General features: G+C 39.3%; 21 protein-coding genes. 7 read left to right on the top strand and 14 right to left on the bottom strand.

Annotated elements, in window-relative coordinates; translation table 11 throughout:
- The first annotated feature begins 217 nt into the window (after window positions 1–217).
- Together MSVAZ_RS17010 and MSVAZ_RS17005 are read left to right on the top strand one after the other, a co-directional pair.
- Window positions 218–844 carry a thioredoxin family protein gene (locus MSVAZ_RS17010; RefSeq protein WP_052728026.1) on the top strand — a complete coding sequence of 209 codons (627 nt, stop codon included), beginning with the start codon at window positions 218–220 and terminating at the stop codon, window positions 842–844.
- A 128-nt stretch (window positions 845–972) separates the two neighbouring features.
- Window positions 973–1,623 carry a cytochrome c biogenesis CcdA family protein gene (locus MSVAZ_RS17005; RefSeq protein ID WP_048122913.1) on the top strand — a complete coding sequence of 217 codons (651 nt, stop codon included), beginning with the start codon at window positions 973–975 and terminating at the stop codon, window positions 1,621–1,623.
- A 256-nt stretch (window positions 1,624–1,879) separates the two neighbouring features.
- Here the strand turns inward: MSVAZ_RS17005 and MSVAZ_RS17000 are convergent, their stop codons facing one another.
- From MSVAZ_RS17000 to MSVAZ_RS16985, 4 genes are all read right to left on the bottom strand, one after another.
- A complete protein-coding gene (locus tag MSVAZ_RS17000) occupies window positions 1,880–2,452 on the bottom strand; it encodes a hypothetical protein (protein ID WP_048122911.1) in 573 nt (190 codons plus the stop codon).
- A gap of 690 nt (window positions 2,453–3,142) precedes the next feature.
- Window positions 3,143–3,664, bottom strand: coding sequence for a hypothetical protein (locus MSVAZ_RS16995; RefSeq protein WP_048122908.1), 522 nt, complete (start codon window positions 3,662–3,664; stop codon window positions 3,143–3,145).
- 67 nt (window positions 3,665–3,731) lie between these two features.
- Entirely contained in the window at window positions 3,732–3,950 is a 219-nt protein-coding gene (locus MSVAZ_RS16990; RefSeq protein ID WP_048122906.1) for a hypothetical protein, read from the bottom strand.
- Entirely contained in the window at window positions 3,938–4,693 is a 756-nt protein-coding gene (locus MSVAZ_RS16985) for a TIGR04255 family protein (protein ID WP_048122904.1), read from the bottom strand. The genes MSVAZ_RS16990 and MSVAZ_RS16985 overlap by 13 nt, the downstream gene beginning before the upstream one ends.
- A gap of 150 nt (window positions 4,694–4,843) precedes the next feature.
- On the opposite strand from MSVAZ_RS16985, the gene MSVAZ_RS16980 reads away from it, so the two are divergent.
- Window positions 4,844–5,242, top strand: a complete 399-nt coding sequence (locus MSVAZ_RS16980) for a hypothetical protein (protein WP_157206126.1) — start codon at window positions 4,844–4,846, stop codon at window positions 5,240–5,242.
- Window positions 5,243–5,716: 474 nt separating this feature from the next.
- Window positions 5,717–5,881: a hypothetical protein gene (locus MSVAZ_RS20645; protein WP_157206125.1), complete on the top strand. Its 165-nt coding sequence runs from the start codon at window positions 5,717–5,719 to the stop codon at window positions 5,879–5,881.
- 493 nt (window positions 5,882–6,374) lie between these two features.
- On the opposite strand, the gene MSVAZ_RS16975 is transcribed toward MSVAZ_RS20645, so the two are convergent.
- From MSVAZ_RS16975 to cbiT, 8 genes are all read right to left on the bottom strand, one after another.
- A complete protein-coding gene (locus tag MSVAZ_RS16975) occupies window positions 6,375–6,947 on the bottom strand; it encodes a hypothetical protein (RefSeq protein WP_048122901.1) in 573 nt (190 codons plus the stop codon).
- A gap of 401 nt (window positions 6,948–7,348) precedes the next feature.
- Window positions 7,349–8,092, bottom strand: coding sequence for a precorrin-8X methylmutase (locus MSVAZ_RS16970; protein WP_048122898.1), 744 nt, complete (start codon window positions 8,090–8,092; stop codon window positions 7,349–7,351).
- Complete coding sequence (cobJ, locus tag MSVAZ_RS16965; RefSeq protein ID WP_048122896.1) at window positions 8,082–8,882, bottom strand: precorrin-3B C(17)-methyltransferase; 801 nt, start codon at window positions 8,880–8,882, stop codon at window positions 8,082–8,084. The genes MSVAZ_RS16970 and cobJ overlap by 11 nt, the downstream gene beginning before the upstream one ends.
- Window positions 8,851–9,204, bottom strand: a complete 354-nt coding sequence (locus MSVAZ_RS16960) for a cobalamin biosynthesis protein (protein WP_048122893.1) — start codon at window positions 9,202–9,204, stop codon at window positions 8,851–8,853. The genes cobJ and MSVAZ_RS16960 overlap by 32 nt, the downstream gene beginning before the upstream one ends.
- Before the next feature lie 75 nt (window positions 9,205–9,279).
- Window positions 9,280–9,741, bottom strand: coding sequence for a cobalamin biosynthesis protein CbiG (locus MSVAZ_RS16955; protein WP_269746833.1), 462 nt, complete (start codon window positions 9,739–9,741; stop codon window positions 9,280–9,282).
- Window positions 9,742–9,821: 80 nt separating this feature from the next.
- Complete coding sequence (locus MSVAZ_RS16950) at window positions 9,822–10,550, bottom strand: cobalt-precorrin-4/precorrin-4 C(11)-methyltransferase (RefSeq protein WP_048122889.1); 729 nt, start codon at window positions 10,548–10,550, stop codon at window positions 9,822–9,824.
- Between the two features lie 107 nt (window positions 10,551–10,657).
- Window positions 10,658–11,266: a cobalt-factor II C(20)-methyltransferase gene (locus tag MSVAZ_RS16945; protein WP_048122887.1), complete on the bottom strand. Its 609-nt coding sequence runs from the start codon at window positions 11,264–11,266 to the stop codon at window positions 10,658–10,660.
- 60 nt (window positions 11,267–11,326) lie between these two features.
- The gene (cbiT, locus tag MSVAZ_RS16940) at window positions 11,327–11,881 is read right to left on the bottom strand and encodes a precorrin-6Y C5,15-methyltransferase (decarboxylating) subunit CbiT (RefSeq protein ID WP_048122886.1); all 555 of its coding nucleotides are present in this window, start codon (window positions 11,879–11,881) and stop codon (window positions 11,327–11,329) included.
- A 794-nt stretch (window positions 11,882–12,675) separates the two neighbouring features.
- Here cbiT and MSVAZ_RS16935 point away from each other — a divergent pair.
- Window positions 12,676–13,995: a homocitrate synthase/isopropylmalate synthase family protein gene (locus MSVAZ_RS16935; protein ID WP_048124280.1), complete on the top strand. Its 1,320-nt coding sequence runs from the start codon at window positions 12,676–12,678 to the stop codon at window positions 13,993–13,995.
- A 32-nt stretch (window positions 13,996–14,027) separates the two neighbouring features.
- Here MSVAZ_RS16935 and MSVAZ_RS16930 read toward each other — a convergent pair whose 3' ends face one another.
- Entirely contained in the window at window positions 14,028–15,056 is a 1,029-nt protein-coding gene (locus MSVAZ_RS16930; RefSeq protein WP_048122884.1) for an isocitrate/isopropylmalate dehydrogenase family protein, read from the bottom strand.
- A 304-nt stretch (window positions 15,057–15,360) separates the two neighbouring features.
- On the opposite strand from MSVAZ_RS16930, the gene MSVAZ_RS16925 reads away from it, so the two are divergent.
- A complete protein-coding gene (locus MSVAZ_RS16925; protein ID WP_048122882.1) occupies window positions 15,361–16,203 on the top strand; it encodes a TatD family hydrolase in 843 nt (280 codons plus the stop codon).
- A gap of 313 nt (window positions 16,204–16,516) precedes the next feature.
- Here MSVAZ_RS16925 and MSVAZ_RS16920 read toward each other — a convergent pair whose 3' ends face one another.
- Window positions 16,517–17,002 carry a multiprotein bridging factor aMBF1 gene (locus MSVAZ_RS16920; RefSeq protein WP_048122880.1) on the bottom strand — a complete coding sequence of 162 codons (486 nt, stop codon included), beginning with the start codon at window positions 17,000–17,002 and terminating at the stop codon, window positions 16,517–16,519.
- Between the two features lie 30 nt (window positions 17,003–17,032).
- Between MSVAZ_RS16920 and MSVAZ_RS16915 the strand changes: the two genes are divergently transcribed.
- The gene (locus tag MSVAZ_RS16915; protein WP_269746789.1) at window positions 17,033–18,355 is read left to right on the top strand and encodes a proteasome-activating nucleotidase; all 1,323 of its coding nucleotides are present in this window, start codon (window positions 17,033–17,035) and stop codon (window positions 18,353–18,355) included.
- Window positions 18,356–18,484: the final 129 nt, after the last annotated feature.

Below are 18,484 nucleotides of genomic sequence, written 5' to 3'. Positions count from 1 at the left end.
AAAAGTCTCTTAAACTAGGTATATATCTTCTTCCCTTAGAGTTAATTATTTGAGGTTTATTGATAATTCTACTTCATAATTCGAATTTCACAACCAGTAGAAAATGTAGGCTATATTAAAATGAAGGTTATTTTTGAAAAGAGGAAATTATTACCATACAACATAATTGCTAAATAATATGTAAAATAATATAAAATAAAAAATTAACGTTGAGAACATGAAGAAATTATTTGTCTTATTGATCATGCTTGCAGCTGTAATCTTTACTGCGGGTTGTACTGATGACAGCAAGGAAAATTCCACAGATACCCAGGCAATTGAGGAGAATAATAGCATTGTCGGAGCAAACGAATCTGAACAGAATGCAACTTCTCAGGAAATCCAGGGAGAAAATGGCGTTGTCAAAACAAACGAGTCTGGACAGAACACAACTTCTCAGGAAGCCCAGGAAGGAACTAGTGTTCTTGAAGTGACCTCCCTTGAACAGATAAATGCATCCCTTGAGCAGGGGCCTGTTCTTGTAAAAATAGGATCTAAACACTGCGGACCATGCCAGGCCATGAAACCCATGCTGAAGGAACTGGCAACAGAATACAGTGGGAAAGCCACTATTGCATCTATAGATATAACCGAGAGCCCTGATCTTAACTCTTATTTTGAAATCGGATACGTCCCTGACACATCTTTGGTCGTGGGTATTGAAGACGGGGACTATGTTTATATGCAAGAGAATGGGACAGTCACTAAGGATAGATTCCAGGCTAGAATTCAAGGGCAAATGGAAAAAGAGGTGTATGAAAATCGTATAAACCTTGCTCTTCTCAAAGAGGGGAAAAGCAAATAATAATAAAAATAAACTTAATATATAGAACTAATTTCTAAACTCATTAAGTTAGAAGTTCAAACTTATGGTAAAATCCATAGTTCCGGATAAACACTATCGTAAATAAACTAAAAAAAGAAATTGTAACCATGTATTATGAAGTTATTTCCCCCGTGGCTGCATTTGGAGCAGGAATTATCAGTGTCCTGTCTCCTTGCATCCTTCCCCTTCTGCCTGCTGTCCTGGCAACATCCGCAGGAAAAAACAAATTGAGGCCTCTTGCAATAGTGCTTGGAGTCTCAATATCCTTCACCATAATGGGAGTGGCAACATCTGCCTTTGGGGCAGTATTCAGCGCGTATACCGATCAACTGAAAATTCTCGCAGAGGTCCTTATTCTCTTATTGGGCTTTGCACTACTCTTTGACATAAGCCTATTCAATGCATTTTCAAAGTTTCCCCTTCTGGGGAAAATGGGTGATGAAGGACCTGTTTCTGGCTTCTTGCTTGGCCTTTCCCTCGGTGTTCTCTGGATCCCTTGCGTCGGACCAATTCTAGGCTCGATCCTGACCATGGTAGCTTTAAACGGAAATACTATTACAGGAGCCCTTACCCTTTCAGTTTATTCTCTTGGATTTGCTATACCAATGCTCTTGCTCGCGTACTCAGCCCACTTTTCCTCTTCAAAAATCCGGCTTATTTCTAAGTGGGATGCGGTCTTCAAAAAGGGAGCTGGAACAGTACTGGTACTCTTCGGGCTTTATATGATCTATCAGAACCATTTTCAATGGTTTGTTTGAATCCAGATTCGGAGAATTAGGTCATAGGCGCAAGAATATGATGGCATATGTCCTGAAGACGCAGAATTTAAACTGGATTAGGAGAGTCGTAAACTTAACTTAAATTAATAAGCCAAATTAATATTTCCTTAAAAGGGGAAATATGAAGGATTTGTCAGGCCCTGAGGTTTAATCTATTGAATCGAAATACCTGTGCATCAGGCTACTTCTTTACCTCTGGGGCTTTTGAAATCCTTCAAAAATTGTTATAATACGCTTATTTCTCCATACTCATATAGGCAGACTTGAAGTTAGACATACTTGCGTCAGTACTTATCCCAAGATCCAGGCCGTTTATACTGCCTGTGGCCGAAGCTCCCCTGTATTTTGAATTTTCGCTGCTTCTCCACACGTAGTCGCCAGTTGTTGATTTTGAGGTCGAGGTCCCGGTTGAAATTTCTCCTGTACCAGTCCAGTCGGCTCCGACGGTTACAGTATCTGTTTCACCTGTATTCCAGTCAGTGACTTCAAGCTCAATATCAGATAGGCTTGCAGAGTTGAGTTTTTTATCTATACTGAAGACATCATCCTCTGTAAACATGTATCCCGACTTTTCGAACCAATAATCTGGCCCATATGTGTAAGTTGATAAGTATATATCAGTACCATCTTTGGTTTCAGTTAAGGACAGATATGTACAGGTAGTTACGTCGCCGTTTGTCTCATACCAGTTTGCATATGCGGATGAGCCGCTTTGCCTTTCTATTGTTTTAGATTCCATTGCCTGTACGCTCATAGATGTTGAAAGCAAGACTATGAGTGTAAAACACATTATGTACAGTTTTCTCATTACATACCTCCTTGAAGCAATAATTCGGGCTGATCCCAAAACTCAAAATTAGTTCTTGATATTTCATTCTGTAAGTGACTAATTGAGCTTCGAGGTTTTGGATTCTAACCAATAATTTCACACCCAATTGAACTCCAAACATCACAACTTTGAAAATCCATATGAATTTTATGACCAAGGTATCTAACAATTGGCGCTTTAATCAATTTTCTAAAAATCAGTGGCTGAAATTAAATGGCGTGCCAATATTTGGCAGCCAGGTTTCAGGACAAGCTCATAAACAAAAGAAATTCATGCGCCTTCGGTTAAGTGAAGAATCGTGATAAATTGCGTCAATTTCCTCAACACCAGTAGAATATTTTAATAAATTATGAACTGGAGCAGTGTATCGATTTCATGTAAATAGGCCAAAATTTAAGTCCGGCTTCTAATGCAAAATCGATAGCTTTCAGGCAAGAAAATTCCTTAACCGATGACCAATGAATTTGACTGTTGTTATTCATGAGATGTATGAGAATGGGATTGAGCCTGAGTTTCTTCATGGAAAATCAGAGAAAACAGTAATTTCTGTATAAACTTTGATATCAACAATAGAACCATGCTGAAGCTTGTTAGATTGAGCTAAAAGAGGAAAAATAAATGAATCACATTGATTTAAAATGCAAGTTTGAAGGTAAAAACTACTTAGTTTTATTTTGATCCCGTTAATTCAGCTACTTCATCTGATTCGCAATTTGATATATCTGGGAGCCCGATTCTACTAAGATAATTAAAGAATCTCTGGGATAAATACTCTCTATATAATTGATTTAAACTAGCTAGATATTTTTCAGTATATACTTGATATAACGCATTTCGGGGAATTGTATAATAATGTTTAAAATCAATTACAAGCTCTGCAACTTGCAAATTAGTATGTTCTTCTAAATAATGGAACCTGTCATTATTTTGTTTTTTGATGCCTTTGAATTGATCAGAATTCCATTTATTCATTATTTGCCCTATATTTTTTAAATGTGTGCCGTCTTTTAACAACTGGGCTAAATATGCTGGACATATTAAAATTGTAGGCAAATATTTGTCATGGGTTTTCACACTTGTTCTAGTATTATAATCCCACTCTAAATCACAATCCTGCGTCATTACAACAGCATAAGGAAGATCTATACTTATTATATCGTATTCTCCATCGATATACTCAAGTGATTTCATAGATAGATTTTGTAATATATCTCCTTGATACACTCTATCTAAGGGATTGTGCCTTCTATACATTGTATTAATCTGGGATTTGTACACGGCATAATACCCTCTTTCTTACTTCTGCCTTAGGATAAGTTTCTATATACTTTTCGAATGTTTCTTTCTCGAAAAATGCCCTATAATCATTTTTACTTTTGGTGGACTCTTTCTCTAAATCAATTACAGAAGAATTCGATAGTTTACTCTCTGTCTTGGAAACTCCACGTATTGAAAAAGGATCGTTTATATCATACATAATTTATCTTCACCTATTTTCGTTCTTAGTTTGTCACCTATACTTTTGACAAACATTCTTTTTATTTCATCGTGGAAACTTGTAATATATGCATATGCTTCATTTATATTGATATTACTTTCAGTATAACAATCATAATCTAAAACGAACTCGCGTTTTGCAATTTTGTTTGGGAATTCGCTATTAGGCATCCCATATATAAAATTCAAGTAACGATCTGGATCATATTTATTAAAGAGCATTTGTCCCATATTTCGAGATAAACTATTACGATCTGTATCATCTAAGAAATCAATATTCTGAATTAAGGGTGGTGCAATATACCCCTCCCATTCAAAAGGGCTACCCTCTTTTAATTTGATATGATTTATGTATCTGAGTCCTAATCTCTTTAGTTCTTCATTGCCTACTTGTAACAAAGAAATAGTTCGTTTTACATGTGAAATAAATTCACTATAGCTGCTATAATTCAGAATATTAAAAGTCAGAGCATTAGTATCTAATAATATTGAGTCCCCTAAACCATTTTTAAAAGTGTATATTTTGATTTTTCTGTGTTCAGTAACCAATTGCCCTGATTGGATGTCCACTTTCCAATCATTCCTTTCCGATTGTTCATATTTACTAAAATCATTGGATAACTCTTTTCCAACAGTAGACACGACATCTTCTGGAATTATTATATTATCATTAAAATCAAACCTTAAAATTACGTTTTCAAGGCAATTATTTGATGAACTCAATGTAAAAACTCCTATATTTTCAGTTATTATTGTTTACAATTTAATAGTGTTTCGGTTTATTTCAATATAGATACTCTTGTGTATTATTTTTAATTAGTTGCATGTGTTTTTATGTCAGTTATTAAGTTTTTTAAACTGCCACTCGTATATATGACAGTATCTACAAACACAATAAATAAATCTCAACCCCTCGTACTCTTTCTTGGTGTCCCAATGAGAAAACTGTTAATTATTTTGCTATTTCTTATAATATTTACCTCTGGTTGTGCATCAAAAGAAACAAAATACGTTCGTAGTGGGGAAGATCAAGAATACGTAACATTAGCATCTGATGGAACCGCTTTTTACCACACTGGAGGATTGGAAAACTATAAGGGAACGTGGAAAGAAGTTGAAGGCCAGTATGGAGAAAATGAGATTACTCTATTTCTTGATGATGGATCTAGTCTAGTATTTAGACAAAAACAGAACGATAAAGGTACATTACTGTTAAAGGTTCCTGTAGAAAATGGGAACGGAGGAGTGGAAAAATTTTATAAGGAAGATTAAAGTTAATTTTTTGTATACACAATTATTATTTTTTAATATATTTGTATGTAAAATATAAAATAGACTTTACTTGTTGTTTTTAGAAATGAAAGAAAATTGTCTACTGGTTTCAGACTACAACAAATCTCCATCACTTATACCTCCGAAAATTTGCCCATAATCGAAAAGTACTGCCTCAGCTCATAGCCGATGTTAATAATTTGAAGGTTTGGTGAAAAATATATCTCTGAAACCAGTAGTTTTTTTCACTTTTTGGTGCATATAATAGAATATTAAACTTCCATATAAACATAACTAAAAAATCAATCCTTTCTAAAATATTCACTCAAAATAATTGTTTTAATAATTATTTTTTCATTTATTATAATTAAACGAGGCTAAACATTTAGCATATTTTTTATATAAGTTTACATCTTACTTTTTTGGCAGTGCCCACTGCCATTAAAATCGAAAAGTATTGAATAGGTTAAATAAATGGATGTATTTACAGTAGTAGGATTCCTCATAATAATACTCTGGTGCATTGAGGAATCTAGCAAAAAACTCAGTAAAGCAGCTAAACACCTAGCTAATGCAATGGCCGAAATAAAAAATGCAAGACTACAGGAGATAGGGGTACCCCCTATCCTCCCCATATAAGAGAAAATTAGAACACATTTAAATTATATTAATTACTACCTTTTCTAAGATTTAGACTCTTCTCTTCTTATTTCATAATATGTTTTTGCGTCCAATCTTTCTATTTTCTAACTGAGGACTTACATAATGTAAATATTTTTAAAAACATCTTCAGTATTATTTATATCTCTTGATTTTAGTATTTCTAAAATGTTTTAAACTTGATTTTTTCCTTGATTCGCATCTTGCACAAAAAGTCCCCCATCTGCACAGAAAGTCGGGGAAAATACGGACATTTTGTGCAAAGCCTCTTGTATGAAAAAATAAAATAATGAAATAGTTGACAGCAAAAATAAGACTGAAAAATAGTTTTATAGAAATTCTCTTTAAATGAATTATCAAAGTTAACATGGAATTATAAAACCCAGTAGTAGTTCCAGCAGGTGTTTATGAGGAATTTGAGAACTTCTATAAAGCCAAATAATTTAACCATTTAAGAATATTCGTTATGCGTTTACTTTTCCATGCTCATATATGTAGACTTGAAGTTAGACAAACTTGCATAGGAACTTGCTCCAAGATCCATGCCATTTATACTGCCTGTGACTGAAGCCCCTCTATAGGTTGAACTGTCACTACTCTTCCACACATAATCTCCATTCTGTGAACTATATGAAGAAGATCCTTTTGATATATCTCCCATACCAGTCCAGGTAGCTTTTACAGCCATAGTTTCGGTTTCACCCGTATACCAGTTATTGACATCAATATTAATCTCAGACAGGCTTGCAGAGTTGAGTTTTTTATCTATACTGAAGACATCATTCTCTGTAAACATGTATCCCGACTTTTCGAACCAATAATCTGGCCCATATTTATAGGTTGATACATAGATATCAGTACCATCATTGGTTTCAGTTACAGATAAGTACGTATAGGTAGTTGCATTGTTGTTTATCTCATACCATTCTGCGTATGCAGATGCGCCATTATGCCTTTCTATCGTCTTAGATTCCAGAGCTTCTACACTCGTAGTCGTTGAGATCAATACTACAAGAGTAAGTAATGCTGTGCATAATTTCCTCATTTTTATCCGACCATGTGTTTATTTGTTTTAATTTACACATAAATCCAATTTAAATTTCATACCAGTTTATATAACATAAAACTTGACTTTTCACAGTCATAATAACAATAATGCAAAAGTTCATAAACACATACGAAATTATTTTTAGAATTTGAAATATGAATTGGTAAAATGAGAAACTTATAAGAATTACGCACGTATGCTGTAAAATCAAGCATAGTAGGCCAAATAGCTAAAATCGCTCTTTTAGAAAGTTACGCGTTTAATGTTATTGTTTTGTGCTTCAAGTGCGTAATTCCTAACTTATATAAAAAAGGTATTGGAAAGCAGGCGATTAACTGAAAAAACACTGAAAACAAAAAATTGGATTAAAAATTAAAAAACTAAAGAAAGTGTTGTTTTTAACTTTCTCTCGCGTCTTCACTTTCTCTTGCGATTGCAACAAGCTCATTTACGCATGCAACTGCCATTGGGGTTCCGCCTCTTGTCCCGACACAACTAATAGAGGGTACAGGAACTTTCAGGTTTCTGACTATTTCCTTAGATTCAGCTGCATTTACAAAACCTACCGGAAGCCCGATAATAAGGGCTGGTCTCACACCCTTTTCGATAAGTTTGCAGACCATAATAAGGGCAGAAGGTGCATTTCCGATTGCAATAATACTCCCATCTAGCCGCTCCCTGGCAGCAAGGAAGCCGGCTGATGTGCGCGTAATTCCGTACCTTTTAGCAATTTCAGCATTAGGGTCTTCATCAAGCACGCAAATAATTTCAGATTTGTGTCCTGTCTTTGTAATTCCGGCTTTTACCATATTGATATCCACGAAAATCGGGGCACCCTTTTTGATAGCTTCTACTCCTGCAGGTATGGGGTCATGCATGAAACGCATGATATCTGCCACAGAAAGGTCTCCGGTAGCAATAACGCAGCGCTGGCGGAAGCGGTCTTCAGGAGTTTTGTTGCCGATGAGTTCCTGGATCATTGTCCGGCTTTTCATATAGATGGCTTTTGCTTCTTCGGTTCTTGCCCCGGAGTCCTTACAAATGCTTACAAGTTCGGGGTTCACATCAACCGTAAGCTCGGTAAGTTCTTCAAGATTGTCGAGGTTCCCTACCTTTTCATTAGCATTCTCTTCAGTAGTCATACTTTTTCTGATACCCCCTGGGAGTAATTATGAAATCTTTCTTTTGAGAATTCCATATTCTGGAATCTCCGTTTCCAATAAGGATCGTGGTGCTCATATCTACCCAATCTTCGTATTCCATAACTTTTCCAAGAGTGGTTACTATCCTGTCTTCACCATCTCCCCTCAGAGCGTTCTTCACAAGTCCCACAGGCACGGAATCGGCCTTGTACTGACGGATAATTTCTATAGCTCTTGAAAAGTTGGATTGTCTCTTACGGCTTTTCGGGTTGTAGAGAGCCATTACAAAATCGGCTTCTGCAGCAAGATTAAGTCGTTTTTCAATTACATCCCATGGAGTCAGAAGGTCACTGAGGCTGATAACTGCAAAGTCTGTCACAACAGGTGCGCCTAGCATACTTGCCCCAGCTAAAATTGCCGTGACTCCAGGAAGAATCTCTATATCAACTTCAAGCCCTTGATGTTCAGCAACTTCAAGCACAATGCCTGCCATACCGTATACGTTGGTATCGCCGCCGCTGATCATGGCAACAGTTGCAACTTTTGCAAGCTCCACCGCTTTTCTTGCCCTGTCCACCTCTTTACCCATATAGCTGCGGATTACTTCCTGGGTTCCGAGGAGGCTTGCTATCTGATCCAGGTAAGTACCGTTTCCGAGTACATAATCGGCATTAAGGATTACATCTCTGGCTCTGATCGTCATCTGTTCTACAGATCCTGGGCCAATCCCTACGATGTAAAGTTTTCCTTTCGTTGCCTTATCTTGCGATTGCGATTGTGACTCTGCCATAGATTTTCTTCCTGCAAATCAATTGTTTTTCTTCAGAAAGTGCCAGAGCTGCAGGTTCTGCAACTCCTTTTAATCCAAATCGGGAAGCCTGGGAAGCTGAAGGAGGACTATAGCTGTTCAGCACTTCATCCGGCAAAAAGTCCACCGGAATGCCAAGCGTCTCTCCCGCTTCCAGAAGCCCTTGTTCGTTTTCCTTAAGTTTCGCAGAAGCAAAAGATGTAATTTCTCCCAGGCTCAGGCCGCACTCATCGAGAGCCTGTTTTACGGCTTCAATGACCTCTTCTTTCGTAATGCCCCTGCGAGTTCCTATTCCTACAATCATTTATTATCGTCTCTGATTCTTAAAGAGTTCCTGGGCAGGTTAATTTACTTAAGTGCAGATTAATTTACAGCTCAATTACTGTTTACCTTTATTGTTGTCTTTGATTTCTACATTCTTATGCTGTTTTCTTATCAGTACGGATACATCTTCATCTACGACGACAATTCGGGGCCCTTTAACATTAAGGACCTCTATTTCAGTCTCAAGAAGAGCACAGTTTACAGCTACAGTAGATTCTTTGTTGAAGATTTCGCAGCCTAACCTATCAGCAATACCCTCTACTGAAGGTTTGCCGTGAACCTCGGTCGCTGTTGTAAGCACAGGAACTGCTCCAAGTTCAGAAATCTTGCGGGCAATTTCATTTGCGCCGTGGTGCCCCCCCAGCAGTGGGATTGCGAAATTCAGGTTTGAATCAACTACGACCACTGCAGGATCATACCATTTATTATCGAGAAGTGGTGCAATGTCTCTTACCACAATGCCTGTGGCAAAAACCGCAATTATTGCCCCATAGCTTTTAAAAGCCTTTTCGAATATTCCCTTCTCGTAAAGAAGCAGGTCTGCGTTCAGGTGTTCTGCTATCCTTGCTGCAATCTCTCTATTTCGTTCAAAAGTGATTACAACGGTTCCTGGGCTACTCCGTATAGGTAGGACCTCCTGTAATTTTTAGGGTCAACAACCCCACCGATAATTATCATTGCTGAACGTTTAATCCCTGCATCCTTCACCTTGTCTGCGATATCTTCCACAGTTCCGGTGATGATTTCTTCGTCCTCCCAGGACGCGTGAAACACTACTGCAACAGGCGTATCCTTCGGGCAGCGGACTTTTTCCATAATTTCCCTTATTTTTTGCGTGCCAAGGAAGATTGCCATAGTAGTATTGTAGGCAGAAAGCTCGGGGATAAGGTCTTTTTCCAGGGTTTTTCCGGCAGGACGGGTAATAATTAGAGTATCTGAAACGCCGTTAAGAGTCAACTGTGTGCCAAGAGCCGCAGAGCTTGCAAAAATCGAGGAAACCCCTGCAACTCTTTCGACTTCTATATCGTGTTTCCTGAGCTCTTCCATCTGCTCTATGACAGAACCATAAAGAGATGGATCTCCGCTGTGAAGGCGAACAACGAATTTCCCTGCATCTACAGCGTCCGCAATTATTTTAGTGGTTTCTTCGAGGGTTAATCCATAACTATCCACTGTTTCTCCCTGCGTGTAATTAAGAACCTCAGGGTTTACCAGAGAGCCAGCATACATCACAAGGTCGGCTTTTTCAAGCATTTCACGCCCAAGTACGGTAATGAGTTTCGGGTTTCCCGGGCCTGCTCCCACAAAATATACTTTCCTTTCCATCTGACCATTCCCTTTGCTTTCGTGTTTCATTTCAAAATTATGTAAGTTACGCGAATTTATGTAAGTTGCACGAATTCATGTAAGTTTGAATATTACGTCATTCACTTTCATTTCTTTCCGTAAATGATGCTGAAGTAGTTTCCCTTCTCCGGAATTTCTTCTTTCTTCCGGATTATGAGCTCGTTGTCCGAAAAGAGTTTTTCTGCAAAGATAAACTCCGTATATCCTTCAGTTTCAAGCTGTTTAACTATGGATTTCGGTTTCGTAGCCTTCAGGTGAATCATATATCCTATTTCAGAACCGTCGCTGACCTCAAAAGAGCTCTCAACCGCAACATCGGTCCTGGCGGCAAAGGACGTGATCGAACTTATGCCAGGTATGGTTGCAAGTTCTACATCTGGATAGTGCTTGCGCATTACTTTTTTGAGATGGGAAAACGTAGAGAAAAAGTTTGGGTCGCCTATAAGCCCGAAAGCTACATTGCCTTCTCTTGCCTCTTCTGCTATCCTGTCAGCATTTTCTTTCCAGAGAGAATTAAGGACCTCAATATCCCTTATCATGGGAAACTCAAGGATTTCGGCATCTGCGTAAGGAGCCACAAGATCTTTTGCCAGGCGGCCTGGCACATATACCTTATCGCTGTTTTTCAAAACATTCACTGCTTTGAGGGTTAAAAGTTCAGGGTCTCCGGGACCAAGTCCTACTCCGATTAACATGCTCTCGCTCCATAAATTATAAAAATAAATGTAAAGAAGACTTAAATTATAAGACAATTTTCAGTTTTGCTTTTTTCCAACAATGATGTATACCGGGTTTTCAGGTTTAAACATTGTTTCGCCGGCAATTGGTGCACTTCTCGAAACCGAAATATGGACTACTTCATCAAAAATTCCAAGTTTTTTCATTGCCTCAATTGTCCTGACAACTGTTTCTATTCGGACTGCGTTTACCACAATACTTCTAGCTTTTTTCTTAACAAGGGTCTCAAGCACAGAACCAATATTTTTTGTCCCGCCGACAAAAGCACAGTCAATAGTATCAGTAAAACTTTCCGAACTCAGTAGATCCGAGGCCTCGCCAGCTAAAATCCGGGCATTTTTTATATTGAAATTTTTGAAATTCATTTCAGTGGCTCTCAGAGCCTCTTTTCGGGCATCTATCGCATAGATAGTGAGGTTCCGGGCAAGTTTTGTGGCTTCAATCGATATCGATCCCGTACCGCAGCCTACATCTGCAAACCGATCTCCGTCCCGCAGCCCGAGTTTGGAAAGGGACACAGCAATGATTTCAGGTTTTGTCGGACCGCCGCTAACGCTTATTATTTCGGACATGTTTACCTCGGGATAAAGTAAAGCAAATATACAAAACGTAATTAAATATATACTTATATAATTCTTAATTTTATTTACTAACCGACTTATTAATCAGAGCTGGAAAACTGGAAAATATGCATTGTTCAAAGCCAATTACATATATACACAAACATAATTAAATCAAGTTTATAGCTAAATCAGATTTATAATTAAGTCAGATTTTTCAGATCAGCTCGAATATAAATATAACTTGTTGTAGATATACCTTATTACCGGTAAGAAGGGCAGGATAGGAAAGTAAACTTTCATGAGGCTCTAAAAAAACAGATAAAACTTCTGCAAGAAAAGCTTTAGACGAACCTTATACATCAATGCTAATCAGCTTTTTTTTCGGGAAATCTCCGGGAATTTTTCAAAAGGAATAAGAAGCAGTGTCTCCTATCACCCCTGGTAAGTTAAAATAGTATAGGCACTATAGATTAAATAAATACATGAATATGAAAACATATTGAATATTTTAAAAGAAAAAAATTTTAATTATAACGACATATACTTAAGTATTGAATCTCACATAATCTAAACTCGGCATAATATAAATCTTGACATAGAATGTAAGATGCTGTTTTGAAGAACAGTAGTAAGTGCTCCCCCAAAAGAGTGTTTTTTAAACAAGAATTAGGGTTCTTAGGTTAAATGCAACTTATTTTCTGACCTGTATACCTGAAATATATCTTTTTCACAGGAAGATCTTTGCAGTGAAATCCCGCTCTATCAATACAGGGCCCTGCCACCTGAATAAAGGAGGAAAAGTGATGAAAGTTTACGAATCATATGAAGATCTGCCCAAACTAAAGCTGCCCTATGGAAATGACGTGTACATAAGTGACAGCACTATCCGTGATGGTTCCCAGATGCCGGGAATCGTCCTTAGCAGAGAACACAAGCTCCAAATCTATGAGTATCTGCACGAGATAGGAATCGAAAAACTTGAGGCCTTCGTATTCAATAAGAGGGATAGAGATGCTGTAGATCTAATGCTTGATATAGGGTATGAGTTTCCCGAAATCACAGGCTGGGCAAGAGCTTCAAGAGCCGATATAGACAAAATTCTCGAAGTTGATGGGCTAAAAGAAACAGGAATCCTGATGTCTGTGTCGGATACGCATATTTTTTCCAAGATGAAACTCTCAGGCAGGGAAGAAGCCGAAGAGAAATATCTGGATGCCCTTCAGTATGCAGTCGACCACGGACTTCGTACACGGGCTCACCTCGAAGATATGACAAGAGCAGACAATTATGGCTTTGTTTTCCCGCTAGTTGAAAATATTATCGAAATCGACCCTGACTGTATTATCCGGGTCTGTGATACTGTCGGATACGGGATGCCCTTCGTTAGTGTCGATGAGCCTTATGGAATCCCGAAAATTGTGCAGCACCTCAAAGAAGAAATCGGGGTAAAAAATATAGAAACCCATATTCATGACGATTACGGGTTCGGGTCAGCAAGTTCCATTGCAGGTTACTGGCACGGAGCTAACTGGACAAGCGTAACTTTCCTGGGTATAGGAGAACGTGCAGGAAATAGCGAGATGGAAAAAATCCTGCTTTTCCTGAGAGATAGGGTAGAAGGTTTTGAAAAATATAACCTTGAACCAGTTACACGCTTTGCAAGATTCATGGAAAAAGAATTGGGACTGCGGGTTCCCAGGAACAAAGCCGTGGTCGGGAATAATATTTTCGCTCACGAATCCGGAATACATGCTGCAGGCGTCCTTAAAAATCCCTTTAACTATGAGCCTTACCCTCCAGAACTGGTAGGAGGAAAGCGGCTCCTGCTTATAGGTGACTCTTCGGGTCTGGAAGTTATCCGTTATAAAATTCAGGAGACCTTAAATGACCTTCTTGATATTGAAACCATTGTGGAAAAAGACGACCCCAGACTTCTGAATATCCAGAACGAAATCCAGAATCTCTATGATAATGAAGAGAGGGTTTCCTGCATATCAGATGAAGAGCTTCTGGGTTATGTCGAAAAATATTTTCTTTACCAGCCCATCTGCAATCCGGGACGCACAGGTCGAGGAAAATTGAAAAATAAAGCAAAGATAACCGATTCTGATAAAAAAAAGTGAAGGAATGAAAAGGTATTTCCTTCATTATTTTCTTATTTGAGAATTTCTGCCGTATACTTTGCAATCTCATTAGCCATCTGACTGAGTTTTGCATTGCCTCCGAGATCGTAAGTTACATACTTACCTTCGGAAATTACGCGTTTTGTAGCTGTAAATATCGCTTCGGATTTTTCCTTTTCGCCAAGGTAATCAAGCATCCATGCGCCTGCAAGTACGGTTGCGACAGGATTAACCTTGTCCTGGCCTGCATACTTTGGAGCTGACCCGTGAGCAGGTTCAAACATTGCGAAAGAGTCCCCGATATTGGCAGAGTAGATCAGCCCAATACTGCCTACCAGGGCTGAGCATTCCTCACTTATTACGTCCATAAAGAGGTTTGTAGAAAGAAGAACCTTTTTATTGAATATCTGCGGGTTCTTTATCAGTTGCTGGGCAATGTTGTCTATGTGATAAGGCCAGATCTCGATACCTGGATAATTCTGCCCAACTTTTTCTACCTCTTCTAAGAAAGAGCCGCATGTCAGTTTCAGAATATTGCTCTTATGGATGGGCACAACAGCGTCATAGCCTCTTCTCTTTGCTTCCTCGAAAGCATAGCTGGCAATCTTGTTGGATGCTGTGCGTGTGATTTTACGAATTGCAATTGCAACATCATCTGTAAGCTGGATTTCCTCTCCTATATAAAGGCCTTCTGTGCCCTCGCGCACACAAATCATTTCCACATCTCCAAGAGGAGCACTTGAATTGGGGAAAGTCTTTATTGGTCTGACATTTGCATATAGATTATACTTACTTCTTATAGATACAGCCACACTTCTTGGAGAGCCTATCCCTCCGGGTGTGGTTGTCGGCCCTTTAAAACAGGCGTCTGAACTGTCAAGGATGTCCCATGTCTCATCCGGAATAAGGGAGTTTCCTCCATGCTTTTCCCACCAGCCGGCTCCTGCTTCGCACATAACAAATTCAACGTCTGTGCCAGCGGCTTCTGTTACTTTAAGCATTGCATCTACAAGCTCGGGGCCTACCCCGTCACCTTTGATTACTGCTGCGGTTTTACTCATAATTATCACCAGATCTTAGGGTTCGTATTTAAAGAACCGTAGCGACTGAAAAGCTAAAAAAGGGGAACTTTTCAAAGTTCGGTAAGAATAATTGAATCTTTCAGCGTACTCAACGTAAGGCTATATATTTCAAGTTTTGGGTAATTAATAGTATGCTGAGCAATCTCTAACATGTCGAGCAATCTCTAACGCAAAGTTGGACACTATACATAGATACTTGCGCACATTTCTAAAAATCGAATCCAGATTTTCAGAAAATACTATTCCGGACTTATCCGTAACTTCATACCTTTGAGGGATGAAAATGTCTGCAAAAATACCTATTACCGATAATCACATGCATATCGACTTCAGATCCAGGGGGCTCGAAGCAGTAAAGGATTTCAAGAACTCTGGAGGAACTCATATAATTCTGGTCACCAAACCTAGCTGGTCGCTTGGAATAACAGTCAACAAACCTGAAGACTACATTCAGGTTTTTGACGAAACTATAAAAATAGCGTCAAAAATCAGGGAGCTGGGAGTTGGAGTTTTTCCTGTACTGGGTGTCCATCCTGCAGAAATCTCAAGGCTTACCGAGTATCTGGAACTGCAGGAAGCTACAGAGATCATGAAGAAAGGACTTGAACTTGCCTCAGGATATGTTGAAAAGGGGCTTGCCGTAGGGATAAAGTCAGGGCGCCCTCATTACCCTGTGCCTGCAGAAGTATGGACAGCTTCGAATGAGGTTATGGAGTATGCTTTTTCCCTGGGGAAAGAACAGGATTGTGCGGTCCAGCTTCATACCGAAAGCGTGGGAGAACCTGAACTTCAGGATATAGCAGAGAGGGCGAGAAAAACAGGAATTAAAATGTACAAAGTTGTCAAACACTATTCTCCACCTCTGGTAAAAACCTGTGAGGAACTTGGGCTTTTTCCAGGAGTGATTTCGGTAAAAGGGGCAATCGAACACGCGATTGAAGAAGGTACACGGTTCATGATGGAAACCGATTATATTGACGACCCTGACAGACCAGGCGCAGTACTAGGCCCGAAAACAGTTCCAAGAAGAACCATTAAACTGATGGAAACGTATGGGGAAGAACCTTTCTGGGTTATTCATAAAGAAAATCCTGAAAAGGTATATGAGATCGAAATTGAGATTTAAAGGTTTTTCGGAAAATAGAAATCAAATAAGAAGAGACAGGTAAAGAAAGAAGCATGGGGTTCAGAGAATAACAACTAAAAAACTAGATTTAAAGTAAAGAATAAGCTTAAAACAAAAAAGACCTGAAACCGTAATAAAGCACGTAAAAACAGAGGGGAAAGGGATTAAGAGATGCCTTCAACTTTAACCCTCTGTCGTTCCCGGAAGGAGAAAACTACCAGAAACCAGGTGTTGTTGCCGGAATAGAACCGGCAATTAAAATACTTTATCTTACTCTGCTTTGAGATTTACTTCTTTTTCTCTGCTTTGAGATTTACTTTCTTTTTATTTTCACTATATCTCCGAGGGTCATATCTTTCTTTAGGTGAGAAACTTCCTGTCCTGAACCCTCTACACGTTCCGTAAGTTTGATGTCAAGAGCGTGTTCGAGTTTCTTCCGGACGGAGTCCTCTGGCACTATTTCGCTGCGTTCTATCTTTTTGATTAAAGATACTTTTTCTTTGATATTTTCAGCCAGGTCTTCCTGTGACCAGCCTTTTGCTTCTCTGGCGTCCCGGATAATCTGATCATAGTTGTCCAGGAGTTCGTCTTTCAAGATATCGAAAAAATCCTTTTTTGGCCTATTTACAGTTCGTGTTACTGTTCGAACCACCGGAGAGACTTTTCTTGACACGGGAGTTCGCTTATCAACGGGTTTACCGTAAGGAGCACATTTTTGGCAGACCTGGAGCTCGCTGTTATCAATTGTAATGCATATAGGCTTTCCGCGGATCTCTGCACCACATATTTCGCACTGCATATTGATCACTTCGAAAACGCTATATACGGTATGAACTTAAATATTATTCGGAGCTCCATGACGGAAAGTACTAAAAGTAAGGATGAAAGCATGCGCAGTCACCTTGGTAAGCCCGGACCTGTGTATGACGGAATCGAGCCTGGGGAGCTGGGGGAAGTAACTGAAAGCGTCCAGGACCGAATGAGGCAACTTGAAAGCCGAAATAGTTATCTAGAAGAGCAGTGCAGCCAGATTGAATCTGAAAAACGTTATCTGGAAAACCAAAAGATAAAATACGAACGAGAAATACGAAAGCTGCAGTCTGAACTCGATCGGATGAAGACCTCTCCGCTCATTATTGGTACGGTTATTGATGTAATTAAGAACGATAGGATAATTGTCCGAAGCAGCAACGGACCTCAGTTTCTGGTTAATGTCTCACAGTATATCGATGAGAAAAAACTGCTGCCTGGGGCAAAGGTTGCCCTGAACCAGCATACGCTTGCCATTGCCGAGGTTATTCCATCTACAGAAGAACCTTTTGTTGCTGCAATGGAAGTCCTCGAAAGCGTAGAAGTGGACTATGACCAGATAGGCGGTCTTGATGAGCAAATACAGGAACTTCAGGAAGCTGTCGAACTTCCTCTCATTGAGCCGGAACGCTTTGCTCGGATAGGTATCGATCCTCCTAAGGGAGTTCTTCTTTATGGACTTCCGGGAACAGGCAAAACCCTGCTTGCGAAAGCTGTGGCTCACAGAACCAATGCAACCTTTATCAGAGTTGTAGGCTCTGAACTCGTGCAAAAATACATTGGGGACGGTTCCAAACTCGTAAGAGAAATCTTTGAAATGGCCCGGAAAAAGGCTCCAAGTATTATTTTCATTGATGAGCTTGACTCAATTGCTGCAAGGCGTTTGAATGAAACGACGGGAGCAGACCGTGAGGTTCAGAGGACGCTTATGCAACTGCTGGCAGAGATGGATGGCTTTGACAAAAGAAAAAATATCAGGATTGTTGCAGCAACAAACCGTCCTGATGTCCTTGACCCGGCAATTCTCAGGCCAGGTCGATTTGACAGGCTTGTCCATGTCCCAATGCCCGGAGTAGAGGCCAGAGGAAAGATTCTTGAAATCCACTGTGAGAAAATGACTCTTGCAGGAGATATTGACTTTAAGAGGCTTGCAAAAGCTACCGAAGGAATGAGTGGAGCGGATCTGAAGGCAATCGCCACTGAAGCAGGTATGTTTGCGGTCAGGAAAGACAAAGAACTGATTGAGATGGCAGATTTCCTCGAAGCAGTGGATAAAGTCTCTATGGCTGCAGATACGCAGAAAATGATGCCTGCCAGTCTCCCCGAAACCATGTTCGTGTAAAAAAGTTTCCGGTAAACCGAATAGAAATCCCCCCACGGGCTCATTTCTATGACTAGCTATTTTTACTTTAGCTTGAGATATAGGGGTTTTACCGGAAAATTGAAAATTTTCCTGGAAAGGACTTTGATT

Source organism: Methanosarcina vacuolata Z-761 (genome assembly GCF_000969905.1).
Lineage (GTDB): Archaea > Halobacteriota > Methanosarcinia > Methanosarcinales > Methanosarcinaceae > Methanosarcina > Methanosarcina vacuolata.
This window is presented reverse-complemented; position numbering and strand designations above follow the sequence as displayed.

Coding starts and splice junctions, on each gene's coding strand:
- MSVAZ_RS17010 (WP_052728026.1), top strand. CDS start 218: ATGAAGAAATTATTTGTCTTATTGATCATGCTTGCAGCTGTAATCTTT.
- MSVAZ_RS17005 (WP_048122913.1), top strand. CDS start 973: ATGTATTATGAAGTTATTTCCCCCGTGGCTGCATTTGGAGCAGGAATT.
- MSVAZ_RS17000 (WP_048122911.1), bottom strand. CDS start 2,452: ATGAGAAAACTGTACATAATGTGTTTTACACTCATAGTCTTGCTTTCA.
- MSVAZ_RS16995 (WP_048122908.1), bottom strand. CDS start 3,664: ATGAAATCACTTGAGTATATCGATGGAGAATACGATATAATAAGTATA.
- MSVAZ_RS16990 (WP_048122906.1), bottom strand. CDS start 3,950: ATGTATGATATAAACGATCCTTTTTCAATACGTGGAGTTTCCAAGACA.
- MSVAZ_RS16980 (WP_157206126.1), top strand. CDS start 4,844: ATGACAGTATCTACAAACACAATAAATAAATCTCAACCCCTCGTACTC.
- MSVAZ_RS20645 (WP_157206125.1), top strand. CDS start 5,717: ATGGATGTATTTACAGTAGTAGGATTCCTCATAATAATACTCTGGTGC.
- MSVAZ_RS16975 (WP_048122901.1), bottom strand. CDS start 6,947: ATGAGGAAATTATGCACAGCATTACTTACTCTTGTAGTATTGATCTCA.
- MSVAZ_RS16970 (WP_048122898.1), bottom strand. CDS start 8,092: ATGACTACTGAAGAGAATGCTAATGAAAAGGTAGGGAACCTCGACAAT.
- cobJ (WP_048122896.1), bottom strand. CDS start 8,882: ATGGCAGAGTCACAATCGCAATCGCAAGATAAGGCAACGAAAGGAAAA.
- MSVAZ_RS16960 (WP_048122893.1), bottom strand. CDS start 9,204: ATGATTGTAGGAATAGGAACTCGCAGGGGCATTACGAAAGAAGAGGTC.
- MSVAZ_RS16950 (WP_048122889.1), bottom strand. CDS start 10,550: ATGGAAAGGAAAGTATATTTTGTGGGAGCAGGCCCGGGAAACCCGAAA.
- MSVAZ_RS16945 (WP_048122887.1), bottom strand. CDS start 11,266: ATGTTAATCGGAGTAGGACTTGGTCCCGGAGACCCTGAACTTTTAACC.
- cbiT (WP_048122886.1), bottom strand. CDS start 11,881: ATGTCCGAAATAATAAGCGTTAGCGGCGGTCCGACAAAACCTGAAATC.
- MSVAZ_RS16935 (WP_048124280.1), top strand. CDS start 12,676: ATGAAAGTTTACGAATCATATGAAGATCTGCCCAAACTAAAGCTGCCC.
- MSVAZ_RS16930 (WP_048122884.1), bottom strand. CDS start 15,056: ATGAGTAAAACCGCAGCAGTAATCAAAGGTGACGGGGTAGGCCCCGAG.
- MSVAZ_RS16925 (WP_048122882.1), top strand. CDS start 15,361: ATGTCTGCAAAAATACCTATTACCGATAATCACATGCATATCGACTTC.
- MSVAZ_RS16920 (WP_048122880.1), bottom strand. CDS start 17,002: ATGCAGTGCGAAATATGTGGTGCAGAGATCCGCGGAAAGCCTATATGC.
- MSVAZ_RS16915 (WP_269746789.1), top strand. CDS start 17,033: ATGAACTTAAATATTATTCGGAGCTCCATGACGGAAAGTACTAAAAGT.